Annotated in this window: 11 protein-coding genes and 1 pseudogene; 5 read left to right on the top strand and 7 right to left on the bottom strand. The window is 71.2% G+C overall.

What is annotated here, in order from left to right; all coding sequences use genetic code 11:
• Window positions 1-233: 233 nt before the first annotated feature.
• Together VT50_RS02760 and VT50_RS02755 are read right to left on the bottom strand one after the other, a co-directional pair.
• On the bottom strand, window positions 234-1,703 hold the full coding sequence (locus VT50_RS02760; protein WP_046087915.1) for an MFS transporter: 1,470 nt from the start codon (window positions 1,701-1,703) through the stop codon (window positions 234-236).
• A 124-nt stretch (window positions 1,704-1,827) separates the two neighbouring features.
• Window positions 1,828-2,634: an ABC transporter ATP-binding protein gene (locus VT50_RS02755; RefSeq protein ID WP_046087916.1), complete on the bottom strand. Its 807-nt coding sequence runs from the start codon at window positions 2,632-2,634 to the stop codon at window positions 1,828-1,830.
• Window positions 2,635-2,702: 68 nt separating this feature from the next.
• Between VT50_RS02755 and VT50_RS40910 the strand changes: the two genes are divergently transcribed.
• Window positions 2,703-3,488, top strand: a complete 786-nt coding sequence (locus VT50_RS40910) for a MerR family transcriptional regulator (RefSeq protein ID WP_107424716.1) — start codon at window positions 2,703-2,705, stop codon at window positions 3,486-3,488.
• Window positions 3,489-3,588: 100 nt separating this feature from the next.
• Here the strand turns inward: VT50_RS40910 and VT50_RS02745 are convergent, their stop codons facing one another.
• From VT50_RS02745 to VT50_RS02730, 4 genes are all read right to left on the bottom strand, one after another.
• Complete coding sequence (locus VT50_RS02745; protein WP_046087918.1) at window positions 3,589-4,332, bottom strand: cation efflux transmembrane domain-containing protein; 744 nt, start codon at window positions 4,330-4,332, stop codon at window positions 3,589-3,591.
• Between the two features lies 1 nt (window position 4,333).
• Window positions 4,334-4,669: an ArsR/SmtB family transcription factor gene (locus VT50_RS02740; RefSeq protein ID WP_046087919.1), complete on the bottom strand. Its 336-nt coding sequence runs from the start codon at window positions 4,667-4,669 to the stop codon at window positions 4,334-4,336.
• 447 nt (window positions 4,670-5,116) lie between these two features.
• The gene (locus VT50_RS02735; protein WP_143645172.1) at window positions 5,117-7,615 is read right to left on the bottom strand and encodes a caspase family protein; all 2,499 of its coding nucleotides are present in this window, start codon (window positions 7,613-7,615) and stop codon (window positions 5,117-5,119) included.
• 5 nt (window positions 7,616-7,620) lie between these two features.
• Entirely contained in the window at window positions 7,621-7,989 is a 369-nt protein-coding gene (locus tag VT50_RS02730; protein WP_046087938.1) for an effector-associated constant component EACC1, read from the bottom strand.
• A 301-nt stretch (window positions 7,990-8,290) separates the two neighbouring features.
• On the opposite strand from VT50_RS02730, the gene VT50_RS40170 reads away from it, so the two are divergent.
• Window positions 8,291-8,734 (top strand): hypothetical protein, encoded by a 444-nt coding sequence (locus VT50_RS40170; protein WP_240529020.1) that lies wholly within the window; start codon window positions 8,291-8,293, stop codon window positions 8,732-8,734.
• Window positions 8,735-8,817: 83 nt separating this feature from the next.
• On the opposite strand, the pseudogene VT50_RS02720 reads toward VT50_RS40170, so the two are convergent.
• A pseudogene (locus VT50_RS02720) lies at window positions 8,818-9,072 on the bottom strand (IS630 family transposase); the annotation flags it as partial.
• A 1,939-nt stretch (window positions 9,073-11,011) separates the two neighbouring features.
• Here VT50_RS02720 and VT50_RS02715 point away from each other — a divergent pair.
• From VT50_RS02715 to VT50_RS02700, 3 genes are all read left to right on the top strand, one after another.
• Entirely contained in the window at window positions 11,012-12,154 is a 1,143-nt protein-coding gene (locus tag VT50_RS02715; RefSeq protein ID WP_240529019.1) for a PP2C family protein-serine/threonine phosphatase, read from the top strand.
• Window positions 12,155-12,245: 91 nt separating this feature from the next.
• Entirely contained in the window at window positions 12,246-13,031 is a 786-nt protein-coding gene (locus VT50_RS02710) for a hypothetical protein (protein ID WP_046087920.1), read from the top strand.
• A 568-nt stretch (window positions 13,032-13,599) separates the two neighbouring features.
• Window positions 13,600-21,054: a hybrid non-ribosomal peptide synthetase/type I polyketide synthase gene (locus tag VT50_RS02700; protein WP_046087921.1), complete on the top strand. Its 7,455-nt coding sequence runs from the start codon at window positions 13,600-13,602 to the stop codon at window positions 21,052-21,054.
• Window positions 21,055-21,058: the final 4 nt, after the last annotated feature.

Below are 21,058 nucleotides of genomic sequence, written 5' to 3'. Positions count from 1 at the left end.
CGGGACCGCCTGGCCAAGGGGCCGCCCTGGCTTAAGGGGCACTGTGGCTTAAGGGGGCGTTCTGGCCAAGGCTGCCCTGGCTTAAAGGGGGCGTCCTGGCTAGGGGGCCGTCTTACCGCACGCTCCCGGGCGTCGGCCTGCGGACCGCGAACGCGGACCCCGCAGACCGGCGCCCGCCCTGTACCCCCCTAGGTTCAACATCGCAACGGCCGCCACCGGCCGCCCAACGCCGCTTAGCGGTCCCCGGACGAAGCCCCCGCCCACCCCGCCCCGGCCCGGCCGAAGGGCACGCGGCACAGCAGCGCCGCGGTGAGCAGTGACACCAGCGTGACAGCGCCGCACAAAGCGGCGAACGCCTCGGTATACCCCTTGGCCGGCGCCGCGCCGCCGGCTCGCGCCCGCTCGTAGGCCGCCAGGAACGGCAGCATCAGCACCGCCGTGCCCACGGCGTTGCCCAGCCGCTGCATCGCGGTCAGAATCCCCGAGGCGCCCCCGATGTGGGCCTCTCCCACGCCATCGAGCACGGCGTTCAAGCTGGGTGTGACGAAGAGTCCCTGCGCCACGCCGAGGACCACCATGCACGGCAGCAGACCGTTGGGTAAAGCGCCCGGCGCGGCCAGAGACACCCCCAGCGCCACACCGCCGCCGACGCCGTGCAAAACAGCCCCTGCGGCGAGGACCACACGCCTCCCAACGCGGCGGATGAACCGGCCCGCGGCAAACGAACTCACCGCGACCGCCATCGCCAGCGGGGCGAACGCGAGTCCGGCACGCAAAGGCGAGTCACCGAAGCCCTCCTGGAGCAGGATCGTATAGCCCAGATACAGCGGCGTCATGGTGGCGGAGAACAGCAGCACCACCACGGCCCCGCCCGTGAAGGCACCGCTGGCCAGCAGTTCGGCATGCAGCAGGGCCGCCGCACCGCGTCGTGCCCTGCGGACCTGGACGGCCAGGAACACCGCGAGCACCACCACCGCGACGGGCAGCATCCCCACAAGCCACCCCGGCCACCCCAGCTGCTGCCCCTCGATCAGCGGAACCAGCAGCACCACCAGCGCCACCCCACCGAACAGCATCCCGCCCCAGTCGGTCTCCTCGGCGACAGCGGCCCGGGATTCGGGCACCGCGCGCCGCACGAGCAGCAGCGCGGCCAGACCGATCGGCACATTGATCAAGAACACCGGACGCCAGCCCAGTCCCAGCACATCGGCCTGTGTCACGGCACCGCCCAGGATCTGCCCGAACACACTCGCCAGCGCCTGTACCGCGCCCATCAGTCCGAACGCCCGGGCCCGCTGCCGCCGGTCCACGAACGAGGTCCGGATGATCGCCAGCACCTGCGGAGAGAGCAAGGCGGCGGCAGCGCCCTGCACCAGCCGGGCCGCGATCAGCTCCCCGGCACTGGCGGCCAGGCCACACGCCAGCGAGGCCAGGGTGAACCCGGCCAGCCCCACGGCGAACATCCGCCGCCGGCCGTAGACATCCCCCAGCCGCCCGCCAGCGATCAGCCCGACCGCGTAGGTCAGCGTGTAACCGGCGATCACCAACTCGGTGTCCGCGGTCCCCGCACGCAGATCCGCCTGAATACTCGGCGCCGCGACATTGACGATGAACGTATCCATCATGGCGATGAACGCACCGGTCAAGAGAACACCGAGACCGAGTGAGGAACATGCCGAACCGGTCCGCGCACCGTCGGCCACCGCGACGCGACGTACTCCCAGTTGAGATCACCGCCATGTGTTGTCAAAGGCCAGTACCGACCCCGCGGCCACCGCACACAGGCGGGCCCGGACCGAGAGGCACCCCAGCGTGCCCCACACGCCGCTAGCGGCCCGAGCGCGCGTACCACCGGCCGTCGTGGCGGGCGACATGAACCGGACGTCCGAAGCAGAGAGTCATGTTCTGCGCGGTGAGCACGCTGTCGGCCGGGCCGGACGCCAGCTCGCGGCCTTCCCTGAGCAGGTAGGCGTGGCTGGTGCTGGGCGGAAGTTCCTCCAGGTGGTGGGTGACCGTGACGGTGGCGAGATGGGCCCGGTCGGCCGCCAGCTGGCACAGCGAGTCCACCAGGTCCTCCCGGGAGGGGAGATCGAGGGCGTTGAACGGTTCGTCGAGCAGCAGCAGCGACGGATCGGCCATCAGCGCACGGCAGATGAGGATCCGGGCACGCTGGCCGCCCGAGCAGTCACTAAAACGGCGCTCGGCCAGCTCCTTGCACCCCAGCTCGGCGAGCAGGACATGGGCACGCTCACGGGTCGCGGTGTCGTACTTACCCCACAGCGGCGCCACCGTGCCGGTCGCCCCGGTCAGGACGACGGTGTGCGCGGTGGCATCCAGCGGCACCTTCTGGGCGGCGGAGACCAGCCCGACCCGCGCACGCAGCTCCCGCATGTCGATACGACCGAGCCGGTCACCAAGAACCTCGACCGTGCCCGTGGTGGGATACATGACCGCCCCGATGAGCCGGAGCAGGGTGGTCTTCCCGGCCCCGTTGGCCCCCAGCAGTGCCCAGTGCTCGCCAGGCCCAACCCTCCAGTTGATCCCGTCCAGGACGATCTCCTGCCCGGTGGTGCGGCGGTGGACAGCGACCTCCCGCAGCGCGACAACGGCACGGGGCTTGCGGGTTTCATCCATGCCAGCACAGTACGCTCGCGCGCCGGGCTTGACCTTCGACCAGGGGCGAAGGTCTACCGTCGAAGACTGTGAGCACGATGCGGATCTCCCAGCTCGCCGAACGCTCCGGCGTCCCGGCGACCACGCTGCGCTTCTACGACGGCGCCGGGCTCCTGCCCGCCGCCCGGACCCCGGCCGGCTACCGGCTGTACGGGCAGGACGCGATCGAACGGCTGGCGTTCATCGGCGCGGCCAAACACCTGGGGCTGCCGCTGGAGGAGATCCGCGAGCTGCTCGCCGTATGGGAGGACGGCGCGTGCCGGGAGGTGAAGGCCGCCCTTCGGCCGCGGATCGCCGCCCGCCTGACCGAGGCCGGCACCCGCGCCGCCGGGCTGGCCGCGTTCACCGCGTCCCTGCGCACGGCCCTTGCGCACCTGGACACGCTGCCCGACCGGGTGCGCCCCTGCGACCCGGAGTGCGGATTCCGCCCTCCGCCGGCTCCGGCCGCCCCCGCCACACCTCGGCCCGCCGCCCGGCCCGCACCGAGCCGGCAGACCGCCGACACTCACGGCGCCAAGGCGTGGCGGGCGGCGCCGGTGGCCTGCTCCCTGACCGGTGAGGAGGCGCGCGAGCGGACCGCCGGCTGGCGCGAGGCGGTCGGCGGCGCCGTGCGGACCGAGCTGCCCGAAGGACTGCGGCTGACGCTGCCCGCCGAACGGACCGCGCGCGTGGCGGAGCTGGCCGCGGCCGAACAACGGTGCTGCCCGTTCTTCGGCTTCCGCCTCCATCTCGACGGCCCCCACCTGCACATGGAGATCCGCGCACCAGCCGAGGGGGCGAGCCTGCTCACCGACCTGTTCGGCCCCGACACCTGATCGCGTCTCCCTCCTGCGGAGCCTGCCGCGCTCGTCGCCCGTTCCACCGCCCGGCCACCATCACCCGCGCCGCGCCGGGGCGGGAGGGGCGCCGCGGTGTTCATGAACAGCAGGAGCAGTCGGGACGGCGGCCGCGGGCGTCCTCGGCCGTGCCCTCGGCTGTGGTACCGGCCGGGGCGCGCGCCGCGGTGCCGGGCGCCGGGTGGGCGGCGGGGGCGCAGCAGCCCGTGCCCTGCCAGGCGTCGCGGCCTTCCCTGACGGCGATGGCGGCGATGCCGAGGGCGGCGACGGGGTCGGCCCACGACCAGCCGAGGGTCGCGTTGAGGACCAGGCCCGCCAGGAGCACGGCGGAGAGGTAGGTGCACAGCAGTGTCTGCTGGGAGTCCGCCACGGCGGAGGCGGAGTTGAGTTCGCGGCCGGCCCGGCGCTGGGCGGCGGACAGCCAGGGCATGACCGCGAGCGACAGCGCGGCGATGACGATGCCGGCAGGGGAGTGGTCGGCCTCGCCGGTGCCGGCCAGCGCGCGGATGGCGTCGGTGCTCACGTAGGCGGCAAGGGCGAAGAAGGAGACGGCGATGATCCGCAGCACGGTCTTCTCCCGGGCCTGCCGGACCGCGTGGTCGCGGGCGGAGAACTGCCAGGCGAGGGCGGCGGCGGAGGAGACCTCGATGACGGAGTCGAGGCCGAAGCCGACCAGGGCGGTGGAGGAGGCCGTCGTGCCCGCGGTGATCGCGACGAGGGCTTCGATGACGTTGTAGGCGATCGTCGCGGCGACCAGCAGCCGTATCCGGCGGGCGAGGACATCACGGCGGGCCGGCGACGGCCCGGGGGATACCGCGGTCACCTCAGCAGCAGCCCTTCTCCGCGGCCTCCGGGCAGGCCCTGTCCGGCTCGGCCGCCACCACCGAGGCGAGCAGGCCATCCAGGGCGTGGCCCAGGCGCCCGTCGGCGAGCTCGTAGCGGATGCGTCGCCCGTCGGGAACGGTGACGACCAGCCCGCAGCCGCGCAGGCACGCCAGGTGGTTGGAGAGCCGGGTGCGGGAGACGCCGAGCGCGTCGGCGAGGTCGGCGGGGTAGCCCGGTGCCCGGCGCAGGGCGAGGAGGATCCGGCAGCGGATCGGGTCGGCGAGCGCGCGGCCGAAACGGGCCAGCACCTCGATGTCGGAGGCAGCGGTCAGCATCCCACCACAGTACAGCCAAACCTGAATTCAAGATATCCTGAATGATGGTGGTCGTGTCATGGACCGACTCACCTTCATGGGCACCCGGCTCTCCCCGGGCCTCCGGCCGGAGCCACCGGTACTGGGCGCCTCGGCCGCAGCCGCACTGACCGCAGCGTTCCCAAGGCGCGCCCTCGCGCCGCGCCGCGGCATTCGTGGCCACCGCCGGCCGCGAGCCACTTCCGGCGGGCAAAGGGGCCGGGTAAGCATCGGGATCCGCACACCCGAGCGTCGGCGAAGCCCCAGGCCAGCACCTTTCGTCGGTTGGCCACGGCGCCCCGCGACGCCGGACACGGCCAGGACCAGGCCCGCCCCGGCCCCGGCGCCTCTCCCGCCGGCACCCGCACCCGAAGCGGTACCACGCACGCCCGCGACGCCCACGCGGAAGCAGGGCACCGCCTCCGTCCGTCAGGCGCGAGGCACGGCGCAGCTCTTCGAGGGCGGCTTCCCCTCCGGCCAGGCCACGGCGACCAGTGCGGGGCGCTTGCTGGTGAAATCGAGCTGGACCAGGGGAACTGCCTTGTCGTAGGGGCTGCCGGACCGGTCCAGGCAGATCCAGCCGCTGGCGCCTTCCACCCTCCCGGGGCCGTTCAGCCGGGGCCAGATGCTGGCGACGGCGGCCAGACCGGGCAGTTTCTCTCCCTCCGCCCTACTCAGGTTGATACCGGCGACGGCGGTGAGACCCGCGTCATACGTCGCCACGAGTGTGCCGTCCATGGTGTCGCCGACGTCCGCGGACAGCCTGCCCCCGCTCTTTGCCGCATGAAGCAGGGCATCCAAAGACTTGCTCGACCCGCCCGTCTTCGGAGCGGAGGATCTCCGCCAGGCATCGGGGTGGAACCCGGTGGCGTACTCCACGCGGACCTTGACCGGGCCCCGCAGCCTCTCCCGGTCCAAGGCGGGATCGGTGGTGAGGCGGCCCGTGTCCGAGCCGCTGATGACGGTCAGGTCCTGCTTGGCGCAACTCAGGCTCCCCGCCATCGAGTTGAGGAAATGCCGCAGTGACTCCGCACGCCCCGCGAAGAGAACCGTCTCGATCTCCGGCGTCTGCCGACACACCTCGCTGGCGATGTCCGCGATCTTCTTTTCCCTCGCACGGTCCTGCTTCGGATTCTGTGAAGCTGTATACAGCTGCGGAGGAAACGGTGACTTCTCCGCGATCTGCTCGAACCCGGAGTGCAAACTCTTCACGTACAGGTCGCTCGGATTGTCCTCGCTGACCAGGACCGCCCCCTGCGGGTCGAGGTCTTTCAACGTGCCGATCAGGGCGCGCCGTTGGTCATCGAGGTCGGGCATGACCTGGGCGGCCCCGGTGGGGGCGTTGTCCCCGGTGCCCGCAGGGACCGGAGCGGTCGAGGCGTTGACCACGGGAATGCCGCGTGCGGCCAAGCGCGAGCTCGCCTCACGGGCCCGCGTGGTGTTCGCGTCGAGGCCGATGACGGCGCGCAGCGGGGACGGGCCCTTGGTCAGATCCTCCAGCCGCGGGATGACCTTCGCCCAATAGGCGCCGTCACGACCGGGGTTGGCCAGCAGGAGGCGGATCTTCATCCCCTTCCCCGGCACGTAGTTGGCGCGCCGCTGCGCCAGGAGAGCGCCCATCAGCCTGTTCTGGATCCGCCGCTCTTCTGCTGAGTCGGAGGTGGTCATCGAGGTCATCAGGGCGATGGAGACCGAGGGAGCACCGCTTTGCAAGACCTTGGCGTTCTCGTCCATGATCCATTGCGATATCTCCTCGATCCCCTTGGCGAACGCATACCGGCCGTCGGTGACCCCGATACATTCACCGGCCACCGTGGCCACGCCCTCCGCCGCACACTCCCGCGGGTCCCGCACATACAGATAGAGACCACCGCCGAGCAACCCCGCGACCAGGGACAGCGCGAGGAGGACCCGGCCCGGCCGCCGTGACCACAGCGACCGCGCCGCATTCCACCCCCACCGCGCCCACCTCTCCCAGCCAGGAGTGGTTCCCGGCGCGGTGGCCCGCCCGGACCCCGCCTCCGCCTCCGCCTCCGCCTCGGCCTCGGCCGCTCGGCGTGCCGCCTCCGCCTCAGCCGCCCGCCGTGCCGCCTCGGCCGCCTGCTGCGCCGCCTCGGCGGCCCGCTGCGCCTCGGCCGCCCGCCGTCGCGCCTCCGCGACCGCCCACCGGTTACGGACCAGGGCGATGCTGGTGCCGCCGTTGCGCGCCCGCTGCTGCGGCTGAGGGCGGCCCTTGGCGGCAAGCTCACCGCGCACATGCCTAAAAAGCGCGTCCATGCTCAACGGGTCCGGCCCGCCGGGGACTCCCTCTTCCAGAGCCCGGAGCAACTCGCCGGTGAACGCTGTGTACTTCTCGCCGGGCGGGGCGAGGGCCTGCTTGGTCCCCGCGGCGGCGGTCATGACATACGTCCCCTCGACCGCGGCCGAGTCGGCGACCGCCACGGGCCCAGCGAATCCGGCCACCCCCGCGGCCCTGGCCCCCGAACCCATGTAGCCGTCCATCGCGCGACCGCCGTAGCAGCAATCCAGAAGGACAACGCGGCTGCGGGCACTGGCCTCGTCGACCAGCTGAGAGCGCAGCAGATCGTACGAGACACCGCTGTAGATGCGCTCCGCATGCGAGGAAGGCAGCGCCAGATACAAATCCCCCTTGAGGGAAACCAGACCGTGCCCGGCGAAGTAGACCAGCAGGGCGTCCTCAGCCTCCGCCGCCGCGGCATGCACAGCGTCCAGTACCGTCTCGATCGAACGGGGGTTGGACAGTACCGTGCAGTGCCGAGGACTCAGACCCCACAGATCGGGCTCGGTGAGCAGCGTCTTCAACCGCCGCAGATTACGCGCCACCCCGGGCAACGGCTCCATCTTCTGATAGCCGCTCACACCGATCAGCACCGCACGCGACGCGCCCGGGTCAGGAAGACCCGCCACTGAACTCACCCGTCATCCGCCCGCCGCTGTACGGGCTCCGCCTCCCCCGCACCCTCCTGCAACCGCGCCACGGCCGCGCGCAACGCCTCCGCAGAGGCATCCTTAAGGACCACCGTCGTGGCGTTGACCGTCAGGTGCACGGGCGGAGCGGACGGCCGGGCGGAGCGCCAGGCGGCGTAGGCGGAAATGACCACGCCGAGAACCGAGCACACGACATTGATGTACTCGACGGCCCCCATGGCCCCGCTGCCCGGCTCGGCCGAGCCGGGACTCACCCTCGCCACACGCTTGACGTCCTCGTCCTGACGCAGCCACCGGTACAGATCGAGCAGCGCATCATCCTGCCTCGCCGCAGCACTGATCCGAACCAGCATCGCCACCCCCCCCATCACTCCGACTCCCTGCTTGTTCACCCTATGCGCAAAGCCCTCATCGCAGCGGAAGTTGACAAACGCGGCCAGCCACAGGCGGCGTGTCAGACATCGGTGTGCCGCATCCCATCGCGCGTGTGCTGGTGAGCCGCGCGGGCAGCCACCACCGCGGCTGCCCCAAAGGGGAAGACCGCCGCGGTGGGCGCCGGGTGCCTAGTGCTCTGACCGGGAAGGTGCGCCGGGTTGAGTAGGCTCGGCCTGGCTGCGGTGGAGGAGGGGGGCGGGCGTGACGCGGAGACCGTCGGTGGATGAGGCCGTGGGACTACTGGAAGATGAACCGGGTTCTGGAGCCTTTGCCGATCTGGTCCCGGAAGACGTCTGGCTTGCCTTCCTTCGTTTCGGCCGCCGGCTGTTCCACGTCCCGGACACACCCGATGCCGACGGGCTTTTGTTCCAGTACGGGACCGACGCGTTCGACGGTCCTGCGACGTTCACGCTGGACCTCACCCGACAGTTCGAGGTCTCCGACAGCGACGGTGATCACGACCACTACGTGCAGGTCCCCTGCGAGCTCCGATACGGACTCACACCCGCCCTGGAGGCCCTGGGAAGCTTCCACTCGTGGTTCTTCCATCATGCCGGTGCAGATCTCGAAGAGTGGGCCCAAGGGCTGACCGAACGGGCGGTGTGGACAGCGATCCGCGGACTTAAGCCGACCGAGATCAGGGTGTACCAAGAGCGGGTGTAGCTGCTCAGGCCGCCATCGTGGTCGGACGCCCTGACTCCCCAGCGGATGCCCTTCTCGTTTCGTAGGCGAGCGCGTTCGCGTCACTGGGCAGTGAGGACGTCGGGGTGGCGGGCGTTGTGGTTGCGCCAGCACAGGCAGGCATGCAGGGCCCGGGTCTGGACGGTGTGGTTGGGGTGGTGTGAGTTGGCCGGGGTGAACTGCCGCAGCGGCCCGAAGTGGGCCTCTATGGGGTTGGCCCAGGGGGCATAGGCCGGCGTGCAGCAGAGCAGGGCTGCCCAGGTGTGGTCGATGCCCATGCGTCTTTGGTTGATGCCCCACAGCTTGTCGTCGCCAACCGAGAGACCGTCACCGAGCTCCACTACGACAAGACCGTGGTGATGGCGGCCAGCCTGTCGTGGCTCCGTGGCCGCGACGAACCTCCCGGCCAAGGACGAGGACCTGCGTGTGTCCCAGCGCCTGGTGACGGCATGCTGCTACGACTTCGTCGCCACGGTGCACGAACAGCAGCGGAAACTGCCTCTGGACAGCACACAGCAACTCATCGCCACGATCACCTCCCCGGACAGGCCCAGAGCGCTGGCCCCCGTCACCTCTGCCCGGGGCGGCATCGACGGTTCTAAGAGCACACCCGCGCATGCCCGCCGGCCCCACTACAGCCAGCCTGCGCACGCTGTGCTCTCCCCGACAGTGGGAGACGAAGAAGTGCGGAGCCGCGCCGAAGGGGTGCGCACCGACTTGATGGTGAACCAGTTCGGGCTGTCGCCAACGGCGCTCACGCCCCGTGGTTCTCAGCCACGGCGGCCCCGCCAAGGGCGCCCGATATCCGGGGGCGCGATCAACGGCAGTGCGAACGGCGATGAGCAGCTGCCGCGCGGCCGGGGCTATGGCCGCGACCACGATGACCCCGGCCCGGGCCCGCCCCGCACCAGACCTAGCCGCGCATGCCCGACCAGCCTCTTCCCGTCAGCCACCACCGACAGCCGACGGTCCCACCCGATACTCTCGACCACCAGATAGGTGCCGTGCTCTCTGCAGCGGATACGACGTGGACACTCGCATCCGCGCAAGTCAACGGCACCTATCTGCTACCGGGGCGTCAAGCAACCCCATTCCGCTGAATACCCCGGGGTCAGAACTTGACTAGGCGGCAGGCATGGTCCGCCTCACCTCCCGTGACGCCATGAGCTACGAGCAAGGCGACACAGAAAGGACTCGGGCCTGTAGGAAGTGGTTGGTAGCCACAAGCCTCATGGACGATGTCCCCCACGGCGTAGCCGTTGGCTTTGAGGTAGTCCACGCAGTCAAAACCGCTGGCCTGCGCCGTACCAGACGTGACCAACGGCACCACTCCCGCTGCCGCGACCACACTCAGTGCCGCCAACACGCGCCTCAACTTCATGTTGTTTCCCCCTCAGCTACAGAATTGATTTTTTTTGGCGTGCACAAGCAATCACGAGCCACCAGAGCTGAGCATTACCTCGGGTTCAAACACTCTCTCTCCTGCCATTTTGGACGTTGCGGCGGCTCACCTGAAAAAGCTTGTGCGAGTCGAGGTATGAACCCTGCCCAATCCGGACTGCGCTTTCGTTGTTCACGATTCTCCAGTGAGATCGGATACCGCGCACGAGTCGTCTGCAATACTTCGGCAATGACATATGTCATCCGTACCGGCACATGACGACAGGCCCGGGCCCGCATACCCCGGCCGGGGCGCCCAGCCGCTCTTATGAGGTGACGACCGAACTCGCCAGCCATACCTGGCGCACCCGGGCGCACCCCCTGGACTCCAGTGCCATCAGGGTCAGTTCACCCGGACCGGCTGCAGGCCCGAGTTCGCGGCCCCCCCCAGTGTGGCCGCTCGCCCTGCAGCGGCACTTCCCGCCCCAACCGTCCGACCCCGATCGCACCACCGAGTAGCCCTGCGGGGAAGACCGGCGGTCCCGATACCCGCTACCGTCCGGATACGGCTGATAGGGCGGGTGCGCGCCATACAGGGCGGGACCGTACCAGCAGGCTCCCCTTTGACCACCACCGGGCGGCCCCACCTCACCGGGCCCCTTCAGGCGGCCACCTCAGGTCCGCCTCGCCGAAGAACACCCCTCCTTGGCCATGGACTGGTCCAGATACCGCTTGAGCAGGCCGACCGCCTCCGCCCGCCACCGATCGGGGGGTGATACGGCCCGGGGCCGTACTCCGCCCCTGCCGCCGGGTATGGCGGTATGGGCGGCAGAACACTCTGTCACCGCCGTAGGCCGGACACGGAACGGGAGAGGACCGATGGCGGACGAGGTGAGGGCCGGTGGCCGGGGAGCCGGTGCGCGCCCGGGTGTGGCGGGCGGGCCGGTGCAGGCGCGGCGCGGCTGGGCCGGGCTGTTCGTCATGGTCCCGGTGCTGCTGCTGATCGGCGGTGTGGTGCTGGATGTTTTCGGACCGGTGCCGTACGCCGGGTTGCCCCTGCTGTCCGCCGGTCCGCTCGCCGCCTGCATGGTGCTCACCTTCCGGGGCGCGGTGATCACCGCGGCCGCCGCGTGTGTGCTGACGGTGTGTGTGGACGTGCTGGTGAACCGCCCGCTGACGGCCCTCGTGGTGGACCTGCTGGACGTGGCGGTGATCAGCGCGGTCGCGCTCTGGCTGAAGTGGGTGGTCCAGCGTCAGGGGCAGCGCTTCGCGGCGGTGCGGGCCGTGGCCGAGGTGGCGCAGCGGGCGGTCCTGCCACCGCCGCCCGCGCGGGTGGGAACGGTGTCGGTGGCCACCCGCTATGAGTGTGCGCACGCCGAAGCCCTCATCGGCGGGGACTTCTACGCGGTGCGCAGTTCGCCGTTCGGAGTGCGGGCGCTGATCGGGGACGTACGGGGCAAGGGACTGCCCGCCGTGTCCACCATGGCCGTGGCGACCAGCGCCTTCCGCGAGGCGGCGGAGCAGGCGGCGACGCTGCGGGAGCTCGCCGCGTACATGGAGCGGGCCCTGACCCGGTTCGCGGCGGACGTCGGCGACCAGCCGGACGCACTGGAGCGGTTCGCCACCGCCGTCCTGGTCGAGATCAGCGAAACCGAGGGGCGGGTGCGGCTGCACCACCGCGGTCATCCGCCGCCGTATCTGATCCGCGGGGGCCAGGTGACGCCACTGGAGCCCTCGATTCCGGGGCTTCCCCTGGGCCTGGGAATGCCGGAGGACCCCGGCATGTCCGGCTGCGACACCTTCCCCTTCCACCACGGGGACTACCTGCTGCTGGTGACCGACGGCGTCACCGAGGCGCGCGACCGGCACGGGACCTACTACGAACCCCGCACGAGGCTGGCCGACCGGGAATTCCGCACCGCCTCGGAGGTGGTGGACACACTCGTCGCCGATGTCACCGACTGGACCGGGGGCCGGCGCCACGACGACATGGCGATCCTGGCCCTCACACCAGTGCACTGAGAGGGGGGAAACACCGGCCCTCACCGCGGAGCCGCGGAGCCGTGGAACGGGATGGCAGCGTGCGACCCGCACCCGCACGCATCATGGAGCGATGGATTACACGAGGGTGGACGACGGATCCGCGACGGGGTGGCTCGGAGAACGGCTCACGGAGTTCGACGGGACAGTGGCCGGTGTGGCGCCGGGCGGCTTCGGTGCGTACGCGCGGATCGTGCACCCGGCGTACCACGGCGATGCAGCCGTCGCCTGGTACGAGGTGGCCACTGCCAACGGACGGGCAGCGCACGCACTGATGCAATGGGACCACATCGTCGGCGCGCGCCGGATACACGAGCAGCCGGGGGTGTGGGACGAGGCCCCCTACGAGGGGAACGTTCCTGAGCCGCTGTTGCGGCAGCTCGCCCGGGTCCTGCGCGAGCACACCGGCACGCCCGGCGACTGCTGGTTCGGGCTGTGGGAGGGATGGGGCGATGTGGCTATCGGACCGGGCGACACAGCGCGGTTCGAGATCCCGCACCGGGGGATGCTGCTGCTGTCCGGCTCCTTGGACACCGTGCACCGGTCGTCACTCACGCCCGGGCCATGGGCCGCCGATGACCCCTCGGTGGCCGTCGCCGCAGGCCCGAAGCCGCGCCAACCGGCCGCTTGCAAGGAGCCGTTGGACCGTGATCCCTTCTGGCGGGCACCCAATCTGTGGTGGCCCGAGGACCGGGCCTGGTGCGTGGCCACGGACATCGACTTCACCTCTACCTACCTGGGCGCCTCACCGGCGTGCGTCGACGCCGTGCTGGCGGCCGACGGCATCGAGGCCTACCGCGCGCACCTCATCGACCCGGTCACCGACGAGAGCGACCACCTCAACCCCCGCCCGGCATGACAGCGGAACGGCCTGCCACCAAGGGGTGGCGGGCCGCGGGTTCGGTGATCGTTTCGGAATGTGGTGATCGGTGCGGGATTTCTTTGCGCCTGTGTGGCGAGGATCGGGTTGTGCTGGTCAGGGCCGGTGTGGGGACTGTCCCGTGGGTGGTGACTCGGACCCGGGGGTGAGTGGGGCGCTGGCCGGGCCCTGCGAACCCGACCGGACGGGCACGGTGAAGTGGCTCGGCCCGCTGCGAGTCGTACGACTGCCCTGATTACTGCCTGCGGCGCTACAGCTACCAGCTACCAGCTGCGGGCGGACCGGGCGGACCGGGCGGACCGGGCGGACCGGTCGGACGGGACGGAGCTGCTGTAAAAGGGCGGCTCGTTCGTGCCGGTGATCGCCTGGGGCTGAGCCGCCCGGTGCCGGTCTGAGGCGGTGACAGCTGATACTGGAGTGACCTGTGATGTGTGTCACATCGAACGTGAGTGCAGAGTGTATCGGGCCGGGGCACGTAGCCTCCAGGCAGCGACGATCTTGACCGTCCACGGGGGACACGATGACCGCGTCAGCCAGTACCGGACCGATGACATTCGCCCAGGAGCGGCTGTATTTCACGGGCGAGGCCGAGGGGCACGACACCTACCTGGTGGCCGTGGCGATGCTCATCGACGGGGACCTCGACGTCGAGGCGCTGCACCGGGCCGTCCAGGAGGTGACGGCCCGTCATGACGCGCTGCGGGCCACCTTTGTCTTCGAAGGCGGTGCGCTGCTCCAGCGGATCGGGGACCGCTTAGGCGAGCCCTCGTGGACGGTCACCGAAGCCGATCCGGCCGCCGAGCGGTCGGCGGCGGTGCGCGAGCTGGTCACACAACTCAACGCGCCGCCGTTCGACCTGGCGGCCGGCCCGCTGGTCCGCTGGGGACTGACCCGGATCGGCCCGGCGGCGTTCGGGCTGGCCCTGGTGGCCCACCACATCGTGTGCGACGGCTGGTCGCTGGGAGTGATCTTCCGCGACCTCGAGACCATCTACGCCGCGCGCGTGGCGGACCGCGACCAGCAGCTCTTCGACGGCCAGGCACCCAGCCCGCTCGTCTGGGCGGCACGCGAGCGCGCGCTCTGGACGCAGGGCGACGCCTCGTCCGCCGACCTGGACTTCTGGCGCGGTCACCTGGCCGGGATGAGCCCTCTGGCACTGCCGACCGACCTGCCGCGCCCGGCGGTTCCCAGCGGGGCCGGCGGATCCTTACTGGTGCCCCTCGACGAGGAGTTGGTCACCCGGCTGCGCGCCACCGCACAACGGGCGGGCGCCACCGTCTTCATGGCCTTCGCCGCGATCTACGCGACCGTCCTGGGCCGGTACGCCCGCCAGGACGACGTGGTGATCAGCAGCCCGGTCGCGGGCCGGAACTCCGAGGAGGAGCAGGACCTCGTCGGATGCCACGTCAACATGGTCCCGCTGCGCCTGGACGTCTCCGGCCGTCCGGGCTTCACCGACCTGCTGCGCCGCACGCGAAGCGCCGTACTCCCGGCCATGGCCCGGCAGAACGTACCCGTGGATGTGCTGGTCAGGGAACTGGGCCTGCGCGGCGCCGCCGGACGGTCGCCGCTGATGCAGTGCTCGCTGGCCGTGCAGAACTTCGACGCGGGACTGCCAGAGCTCGCGGGAGTGACCGTCACCGACGTCGAGGTGCACAGCGACAGGGCGAAGTGGGACCTGGCCCTGACCGTCGACCTCTCGGGTGAGAGTCCCTCCCTCCGGCTCGAGTACGACGCCGACATCCTGGTCGCGTCCAGCGCCGGGACCCTTGTGCGCCATCTGGAGTCGGCGCTGCGGCACGCGGTGGAGTTCCCCGAGAGGCCGTTGCGGATGGTGGACGCCGAGGAGGCCGAGTACCTCACCCTCGGGGCCAACCCGCCGCCGGCCGCGGCCGAGACCCAGACCGTGCTCGCCCGGTTCCGGCGCGCCCGCACGGCCCACCCCGACCACCCGGCGCTGACCGACGGGAGGACGACACTGACCTACGCGGAACTCGACGCCCACGCCGACCGGGTGTGCCGAGACCTGCGGAGCGCCGGAGTGGTACCGGGCACGCGGGTGGGCGTCTGCGGACAGCGGAGCCCGTGGACCGTGGTCGCGATGCTGGCAGCGTGGAAGGCCGGTGCGACGTACGTACCGCTCGACCCCGCAGGCCCCAGCGAGCGCCTGCGGTCGATCACGTCGAGAGCGCAGGTCGGCCTGGTCATGGCCGACCGGGCGAGCCGGCCCGTGGTCCGGGAGTGGCTGCCCGCCCTGGACTGCCTCGTGCCGGATGCGCAGGAACACCGCACAGCACCCACAGCAGCAGCACCCACAGCAGCGGACGCCGTCGGCGGCCTGCCCCTGGAGGAGAGCGACCCCGCACAGGCCGCGTATGTCATCTTCACCTCCGGCTCGACCGGGGAGCCCAAGGGCGTAGAGGTGCCGCACTCCAACCTCTCCCAGCTCTTCGCCGACCGGCCCGCCGGGCTGGAGACGGACGCCACGGATGTGTGGCTGTGCACGCACTCGTTCGCCTTCGACTTCTCCGTCTGGGAGATCTGGGGCCCGCTGACCACCGGCGGCACCTGCGTCATCGCGGGGCAGGACCAGGTACGCGACCCCACAGCGCTCGCCGCTGTGGTCCTCCAACGAGGGGTGACGGTCCTCAGCCAGACACCCGGCTCGCTCTACCGCCTGGCCCCGGCACTGACCGCGGCGGCCCGCCCTAACGACTCCAAACTGCGGTACATCGTGCTCGGCGGCGAGGCACTCGACTGGGACCGGCTGGCCCTGCTGCTCGGTGACAGCGATCTCGCCGCCACCGTGGTGAACATGTACGGGATCACCGAGGGGACCGTCCACGTCACCGTGCGGCGGGTCCCGGCCGCCGAACTCGGCTCGGTGCGGGCGAACTCGATCGGTGTTCCGCTCCCGCAGGCCCGCTGCTACGTGCTCGACGAGTACGGGGAACCCGCCGGACTCGATGTGCCGGGCGAGCTCTGCATCGCCGGCGGGCACGTCGCCCGCGGCTACCTGAACGACAGCGAACAGACCGCTGAACGCTTCACCCCCGACCCCTTCCACGCCAGCGGAACGATCTACCGCACCGGTGATCTCGCCCGCTGGCGCACCGGCGGCGAGCTCGAGTACCTGGGACGCAACGACGACCAAGTGAAGGTAAGGGGCTACCGCGTTGAGCCCGCGGAGATCGAACGGGCCGTGCTGCGGCTGCCCGGACCCCGCCCCTCGGCCTGCGCCGTCCTCGCCCACGACGACACCCTGGTCGCCTTCGTGGTGGTCGACGGGCCACTGCCGGAGACCGAACTGCGCGAGCACCTGCGGTCGGTACTGCCGCCCTACCTCCGGCCCAGCCGCTTCGTCCAGCTCGAGAGCATCCCGCTGACACCGAACGGGAAGGCGGACCGCGCCCTCATGCGCGGCCTGCTGTCCACCGGCCCGCGCGAAGAACCCCCGGGACAGGCGTCCACCGCCGCCGCACCGCCAAAACCCGGGCGACGGGACCTGGCGGACCTCACCAGGACCGTCCTCGCGACCTGGCAGGCGGTGCTCGTCCAGTCCGACATCGGACTGGACGACAACTTCTTCGACGTCGGCGGGCACAGCTTCGCCCTGCTGGAGGTCCACGAGGCACTGGGCAGGGCCGGTCTCGAGATCAGCGTCAATGACCTCTTCCGCCACACCACCGTTCGAGCCTGCGCCCGCTTCCTGCACGGGACGTACGGCACCTCCCCGTCTGCGGGGACACAGCCGCTGCCGGCGGACCGGCCCTCCGGTCGCCGGCGCCCCGTGGACGGGCGGATCGCTGTGGTCGGCATGGCGGCCCGATTGCCCGGCACCGGCGAGGACCTGGACGCGTTCTGGCGGATGGTGCTCTCCGGTGAGCACGCCGCCGCCCGCTTCGGGGAGGAAGAACTGCGCGCCGCGGGCGTACCGCGCAGCAGCCTCGAGGCCGCGGGGTATGTACCGGTGCGAGCCGTTCTCGACGATGTCCGGGCATTCGACCGGACGTTGTTCGGATACTCGCCGCTGGAGGCGTCCCTGCTCGACCCGCAGCAGCGGATCCTGCTGGAGTGCGCCTGGCGTGCGCTGGAGGATGCCGGGTATGCCCCGGCGGGTCCGGAGGAGAACCGCACCGCCGTGTTCACCGGCATCGGCGGCAACGCCTATCTCCAGGAGGTGCTCGCCGACCCGAAGACTGCGCAGAACGCCGGGCCCCTGCAAGTGGCCATCGCCGGCGACAAGGACTTCGCGTCCACCCGCATCTCGTACAAGCTCAACCTCCAGGGGCCGAGCGTCACGGTCCAGACCGCGTGCTCGACATCCCTGGTCGCCACGCACATGGCCGTCCAGAGCCTGCTGTCCCACGAGAGCGACCTCGCCCTCGCGGGCGGCTGCTCACTCGCGCCGCCCTCCCAGCACGGCTACGTCCACGAGCCCGGCGGCATCTTCTCCCCGGACGGCCTGTGCCGGCCGTTCGACGAGCACGCGCAGGGCACCATTCCCGGTGACGGGGCGGGGATCGTGGTACTGAAGCGGCTGGAGGACGCGCTCGCCGACGGGGACACCGTCCACGGCGTCATCCTCGGATCCGCCGTCAACAACGACGGTGCCCGCAAGGTCGGCTACACCGCGCCCGGTCCGGCTGCCCAGACCCAGGTCATCCGGGCCGCCCTCGACGCGGCGGGGGTGCCGGCCGAGTCGATCGGTCTGGTGGAGGCCCACGGCACCGCCACCCGACTCGGCGACCCGGTGGAAGTCTCGGCCCTGCGCGAGGTCTTCCTCGGCCAGGCCCGGGACGCGCAAAGCCCTCCGCTGTACGTCAGCGCCGTGAAGTCGAACACCGGTCATCTCGACGCCGCGGCCGGAGTGGTGGGCCTGATCAAGGCCGTACTCGCCGTACACCACGGCACCGTGCCCCCGATCGCGAACTTCACCCGCCCCGCCGAACGGCTCGCCTCGGAGGGAACCGCCCTGCGCTTCCCCGCCACGCCCCAGCCCTGGCCGCAGGGGCCGGCCCCACGCCGCGCGGGGGTCAGCTCCTTCGGCATCGGCGGGACCAACGCCCATGTCATCGTGGAGGAACCACCCGCCCAGCCCGCCGTCGCCCCGCAGCCTGCCGCACCTCAGCTCCTGACGCTCTCGGCCGCCGACGAAGCCGCGTTGGGCAGGGCCGTGAACCGCCTGGCCGACCACCTGGAGGCGAACCCCGACCTGTCCCTCGCCGATGTGGCGCATACCCTCCGCGTCGGCCGGGCCGTCCTCCCCTGGCGTGCGGCACTCGTCACTGCGGACACCGCTCGGGCACCGGCTCTCCTGCGCCGGACCGCACTGGGCCGGGCCCGCGCCACGGCCGGATCGGGCACGGTGCTGATGTTCCCCGGACAGGGCACCCAGCGACCGGGGATGGGACGCACACGCTACGACGCGGACCCGGTCTACCGGGCCTGCGCAGACGAGGGACTGGAAGCCGTCGACCCCGCTCTGCGGCAGCAGGTGGCGGATGCGCTGCTCGCCCGGCCCGACTCCGCACAACCCGACGCGCCGGACGGCTCCGTGAGCACCCTGCTCGCCCAGCCCTGCCTCTTCCTGGACCAGGTCGCCACGGCACTAAGCCTCACCGCCCGGGGACTTGAGCCACGGGCACTCCTCGGACACAGCCTCGGCGAGCTGTCCGCGGCCTGCGCCGGCGGGGTCCTCACCCTTGCGGACGGGATGACCGCGGTCACCGCGCGGGCACGGCTGATGCAGGCCGCGCCGCCGGGTGCGATGACGACCGTCATCGCGTCCGCCGATCAGGTGACGCACCTGTTGGCCGAGGGTGCGGCCGGCGGCGCCGACCCACCGCACGAGGAGGCGGCCGGTCTGGTCGTCGCGGCCCACAACGGACCGCACTCGACGGTCGTCTCCGGCCCGCCCGAGAGCGTGGCCGCCTTCACCGACCGCTGCCGGGCCGCCGGACTGACCACCGTGGCGCTGCGCACCACGCGTGCGTTCCACTCCCCAGGCATGGCCGCCGCCGCGGCCGACTTCGCCGAGGTGATGGCGGGCATCGGCCTCAACACCCCTTCGACACCGCTGTTCTCGGCCGCGACGGGACGCCGGCTCGACGACTCCCAGGCCATCGACCCACAGTTCTGGGCCTCGCAGATCCGGCTGCCCGTGCGCTTCTCCGACGCGGTCCGCGCCGCCTCGGACGAGCTCTCACCCGCCGTCTGGTGGGAGACAGGGGCGGGTTCCACGCTTCAGGGCCTGGTGAGCGACATCCTGCGGGACCGCACGCCACTTCTGGGCGGTTTCGACCGGCCGCGGCACGGCGGGTCCCTCGCCTCGGGGCTGGAAGCCATCGGGGAGCTGTGGCGCCGCGGACTCGGAGAACTGCGGCGGGGTGAGGCCGAGAGCGCCCGAAGGGTGTCACTTCCGACGTACTCCTTCACCCGGGAGCGGTGCTGGATCGAGCCGGAAGCCACCGTGCCCGCCCCGCGCGCGTCAGGCACCGCGCAGCACATGGAGATCGACGAACCAAGCGACGTCAAAGAAGACGTGAAAGAGGAGGAGACGGCCATGAGCAAGGTGACGGGGGACACCGACTCGGTGCTGAGCGCCCTGTGGTGCGAGGTTCTGGGCGTCGAAGCGGTGAGCCCCGAGGACGACTTCTTCGACCAGGGAGGGCACTCCCTCGCCGCACTGCGCCTCAGCGCCCGCATACGCGATGCCCTGGGGCTGGAGATCAGCCTGGACTCGTTCTTCGACGAGTCCACCTTCGGCGGGCTGGCCCAGGTCGTACGGGACCGGCTGGGTTCGGCGGCGCCGACCGCACCGCCGGCCGCGCAGACCCCTGCGGCACCGGTCACGGCCGCACCCGCACCCGCACCCGCACCCGCACCCGCACCGAAAGAGCACCGCCCGGCGACGCCCGCCGACAACCTCACCACCAGCGTGTACTTCTTCTCCTCCGCACAGGGCGACCTCGGATCCGACTACGACCTCATCCTGGCCGCCGCCCGCGAGGCGGACGCGCTCGGCTACGAGGCGATCTGGACACCGGAGCGGCACTTCCACGAGTTCGGGGCGCAGTACCCCAACCCGGCGGTGCTCAGCGCGGCGCTGGCAGCGAGCACCGAGCGCATCCACATCCGGGCGGGCAGCGTCATCCCCGCCCTGCACAACCCCCTGCGCCTGATCGAAGACTGGCGGATCGTCGACCGGATCTCGGGAGGCCGGATCGGCGTGTCCTTCGCCCCCGGCTTCCACCCCAGCGACTACGTACTGGCCCCCGACCGGTTCGCCGGCCGCCGCGACACCTTCGAAGCCGACGTCCGCCGGCTTGGCACACTGTGGTCCGACGGAGTCGCGACGGATGCCGTCGACGGCACCGGCGGCCGGATCCAGGTGTCGCTGTACCCCAAGCCCGTCCAGCCGGAACTGCCGACCTGGCTGACCGCGACCTCGAACGACGAGAGCTTCCGCCGGGCCGGCACGCTGGGCGCCAATCTCCTCACCGCCCTGCTGGAGCTGAAGGTCGACGAACTCGCCGACAAGATCCGCATCTACCGCAAGGCGCGTGAGGAAGCCGGACACGACCCAGGCACCGGCCGCGTCACCCTGATGGTCCACTGCTACGTGGGCGAGTCGGAGGACATGGTGGAAGAGGTCTGCCACGACCCCTTCCTGCGCTACCTGCGCAGTCACACCCAGCTGCTCGGCACGCTCACCGCCGCCCTGCCGCAGGAGCAGATCGACCTGGACCGGGCCAGCCCGAAGGACGTGGACGCCATCCTGCGGCGCGCCTACCGCAAGTTCCGCGGTGAGCGAGCGCTGCTGGGCGATCCGGTCACGGTACGGCAGCGGTGCGAGCTCCTGCGGGAGGCCGGAGTGAACGAGATCGGCGCCCTGGTCGACTTCGGCCTGACCCAGCGCCAGGTACTCGGCAGCCTGCGGCGGCTGGCCCAGCTCCGGGACGAGATGGCGGGAGCCGACGCCGGAACAGCCACCCGATGAGCGG

Origin of the sequence: Streptomyces antioxidans, assembly GCF_000968685.2 — a bacterium.
In the GTDB taxonomy this organism is placed as follows: Bacteria; Actinomycetota; Actinomycetes; order Streptomycetales; family Streptomycetaceae; genus Streptomyces; species Streptomyces antioxidans.
The sequence above is the reverse complement of the archived record's forward strand: the minus strand, read 5'-3'. Positions and strand labels throughout refer to the sequence as shown.

Coding starts and splice junctions, on each gene's coding strand:
- VT50_RS02755 (WP_046087916.1), bottom strand. CDS start 2,634: ATGGATGAAACCCGCAAGCCCCGTGCCGTTGTCGCGCTGCGGGAGGTC.
- VT50_RS02740 (WP_046087919.1), bottom strand. CDS start 4,669: ATGCTGACCGCTGCCTCCGACATCGAGGTGCTGGCCCGTTTCGGCCGC.
- VT50_RS02730 (WP_046087938.1), bottom strand. CDS start 7,989: ATGCTGGTTCGGATCAGTGCTGCGGCGAGGCAGGATGATGCGCTGCTC.
- VT50_RS02715 (WP_240529019.1), top strand. CDS start 11,012: ATGGCGGACGAGGTGAGGGCCGGTGGCCGGGGAGCCGGTGCGCGCCCG.
- VT50_RS02710 (WP_046087920.1), top strand. CDS start 12,246: ATGGATTACACGAGGGTGGACGACGGATCCGCGACGGGGTGGCTCGGA.
- VT50_RS02700 (WP_046087921.1), top strand. CDS start 13,600: ATGACATTCGCCCAGGAGCGGCTGTATTTCACGGGCGAGGCCGAGGGG.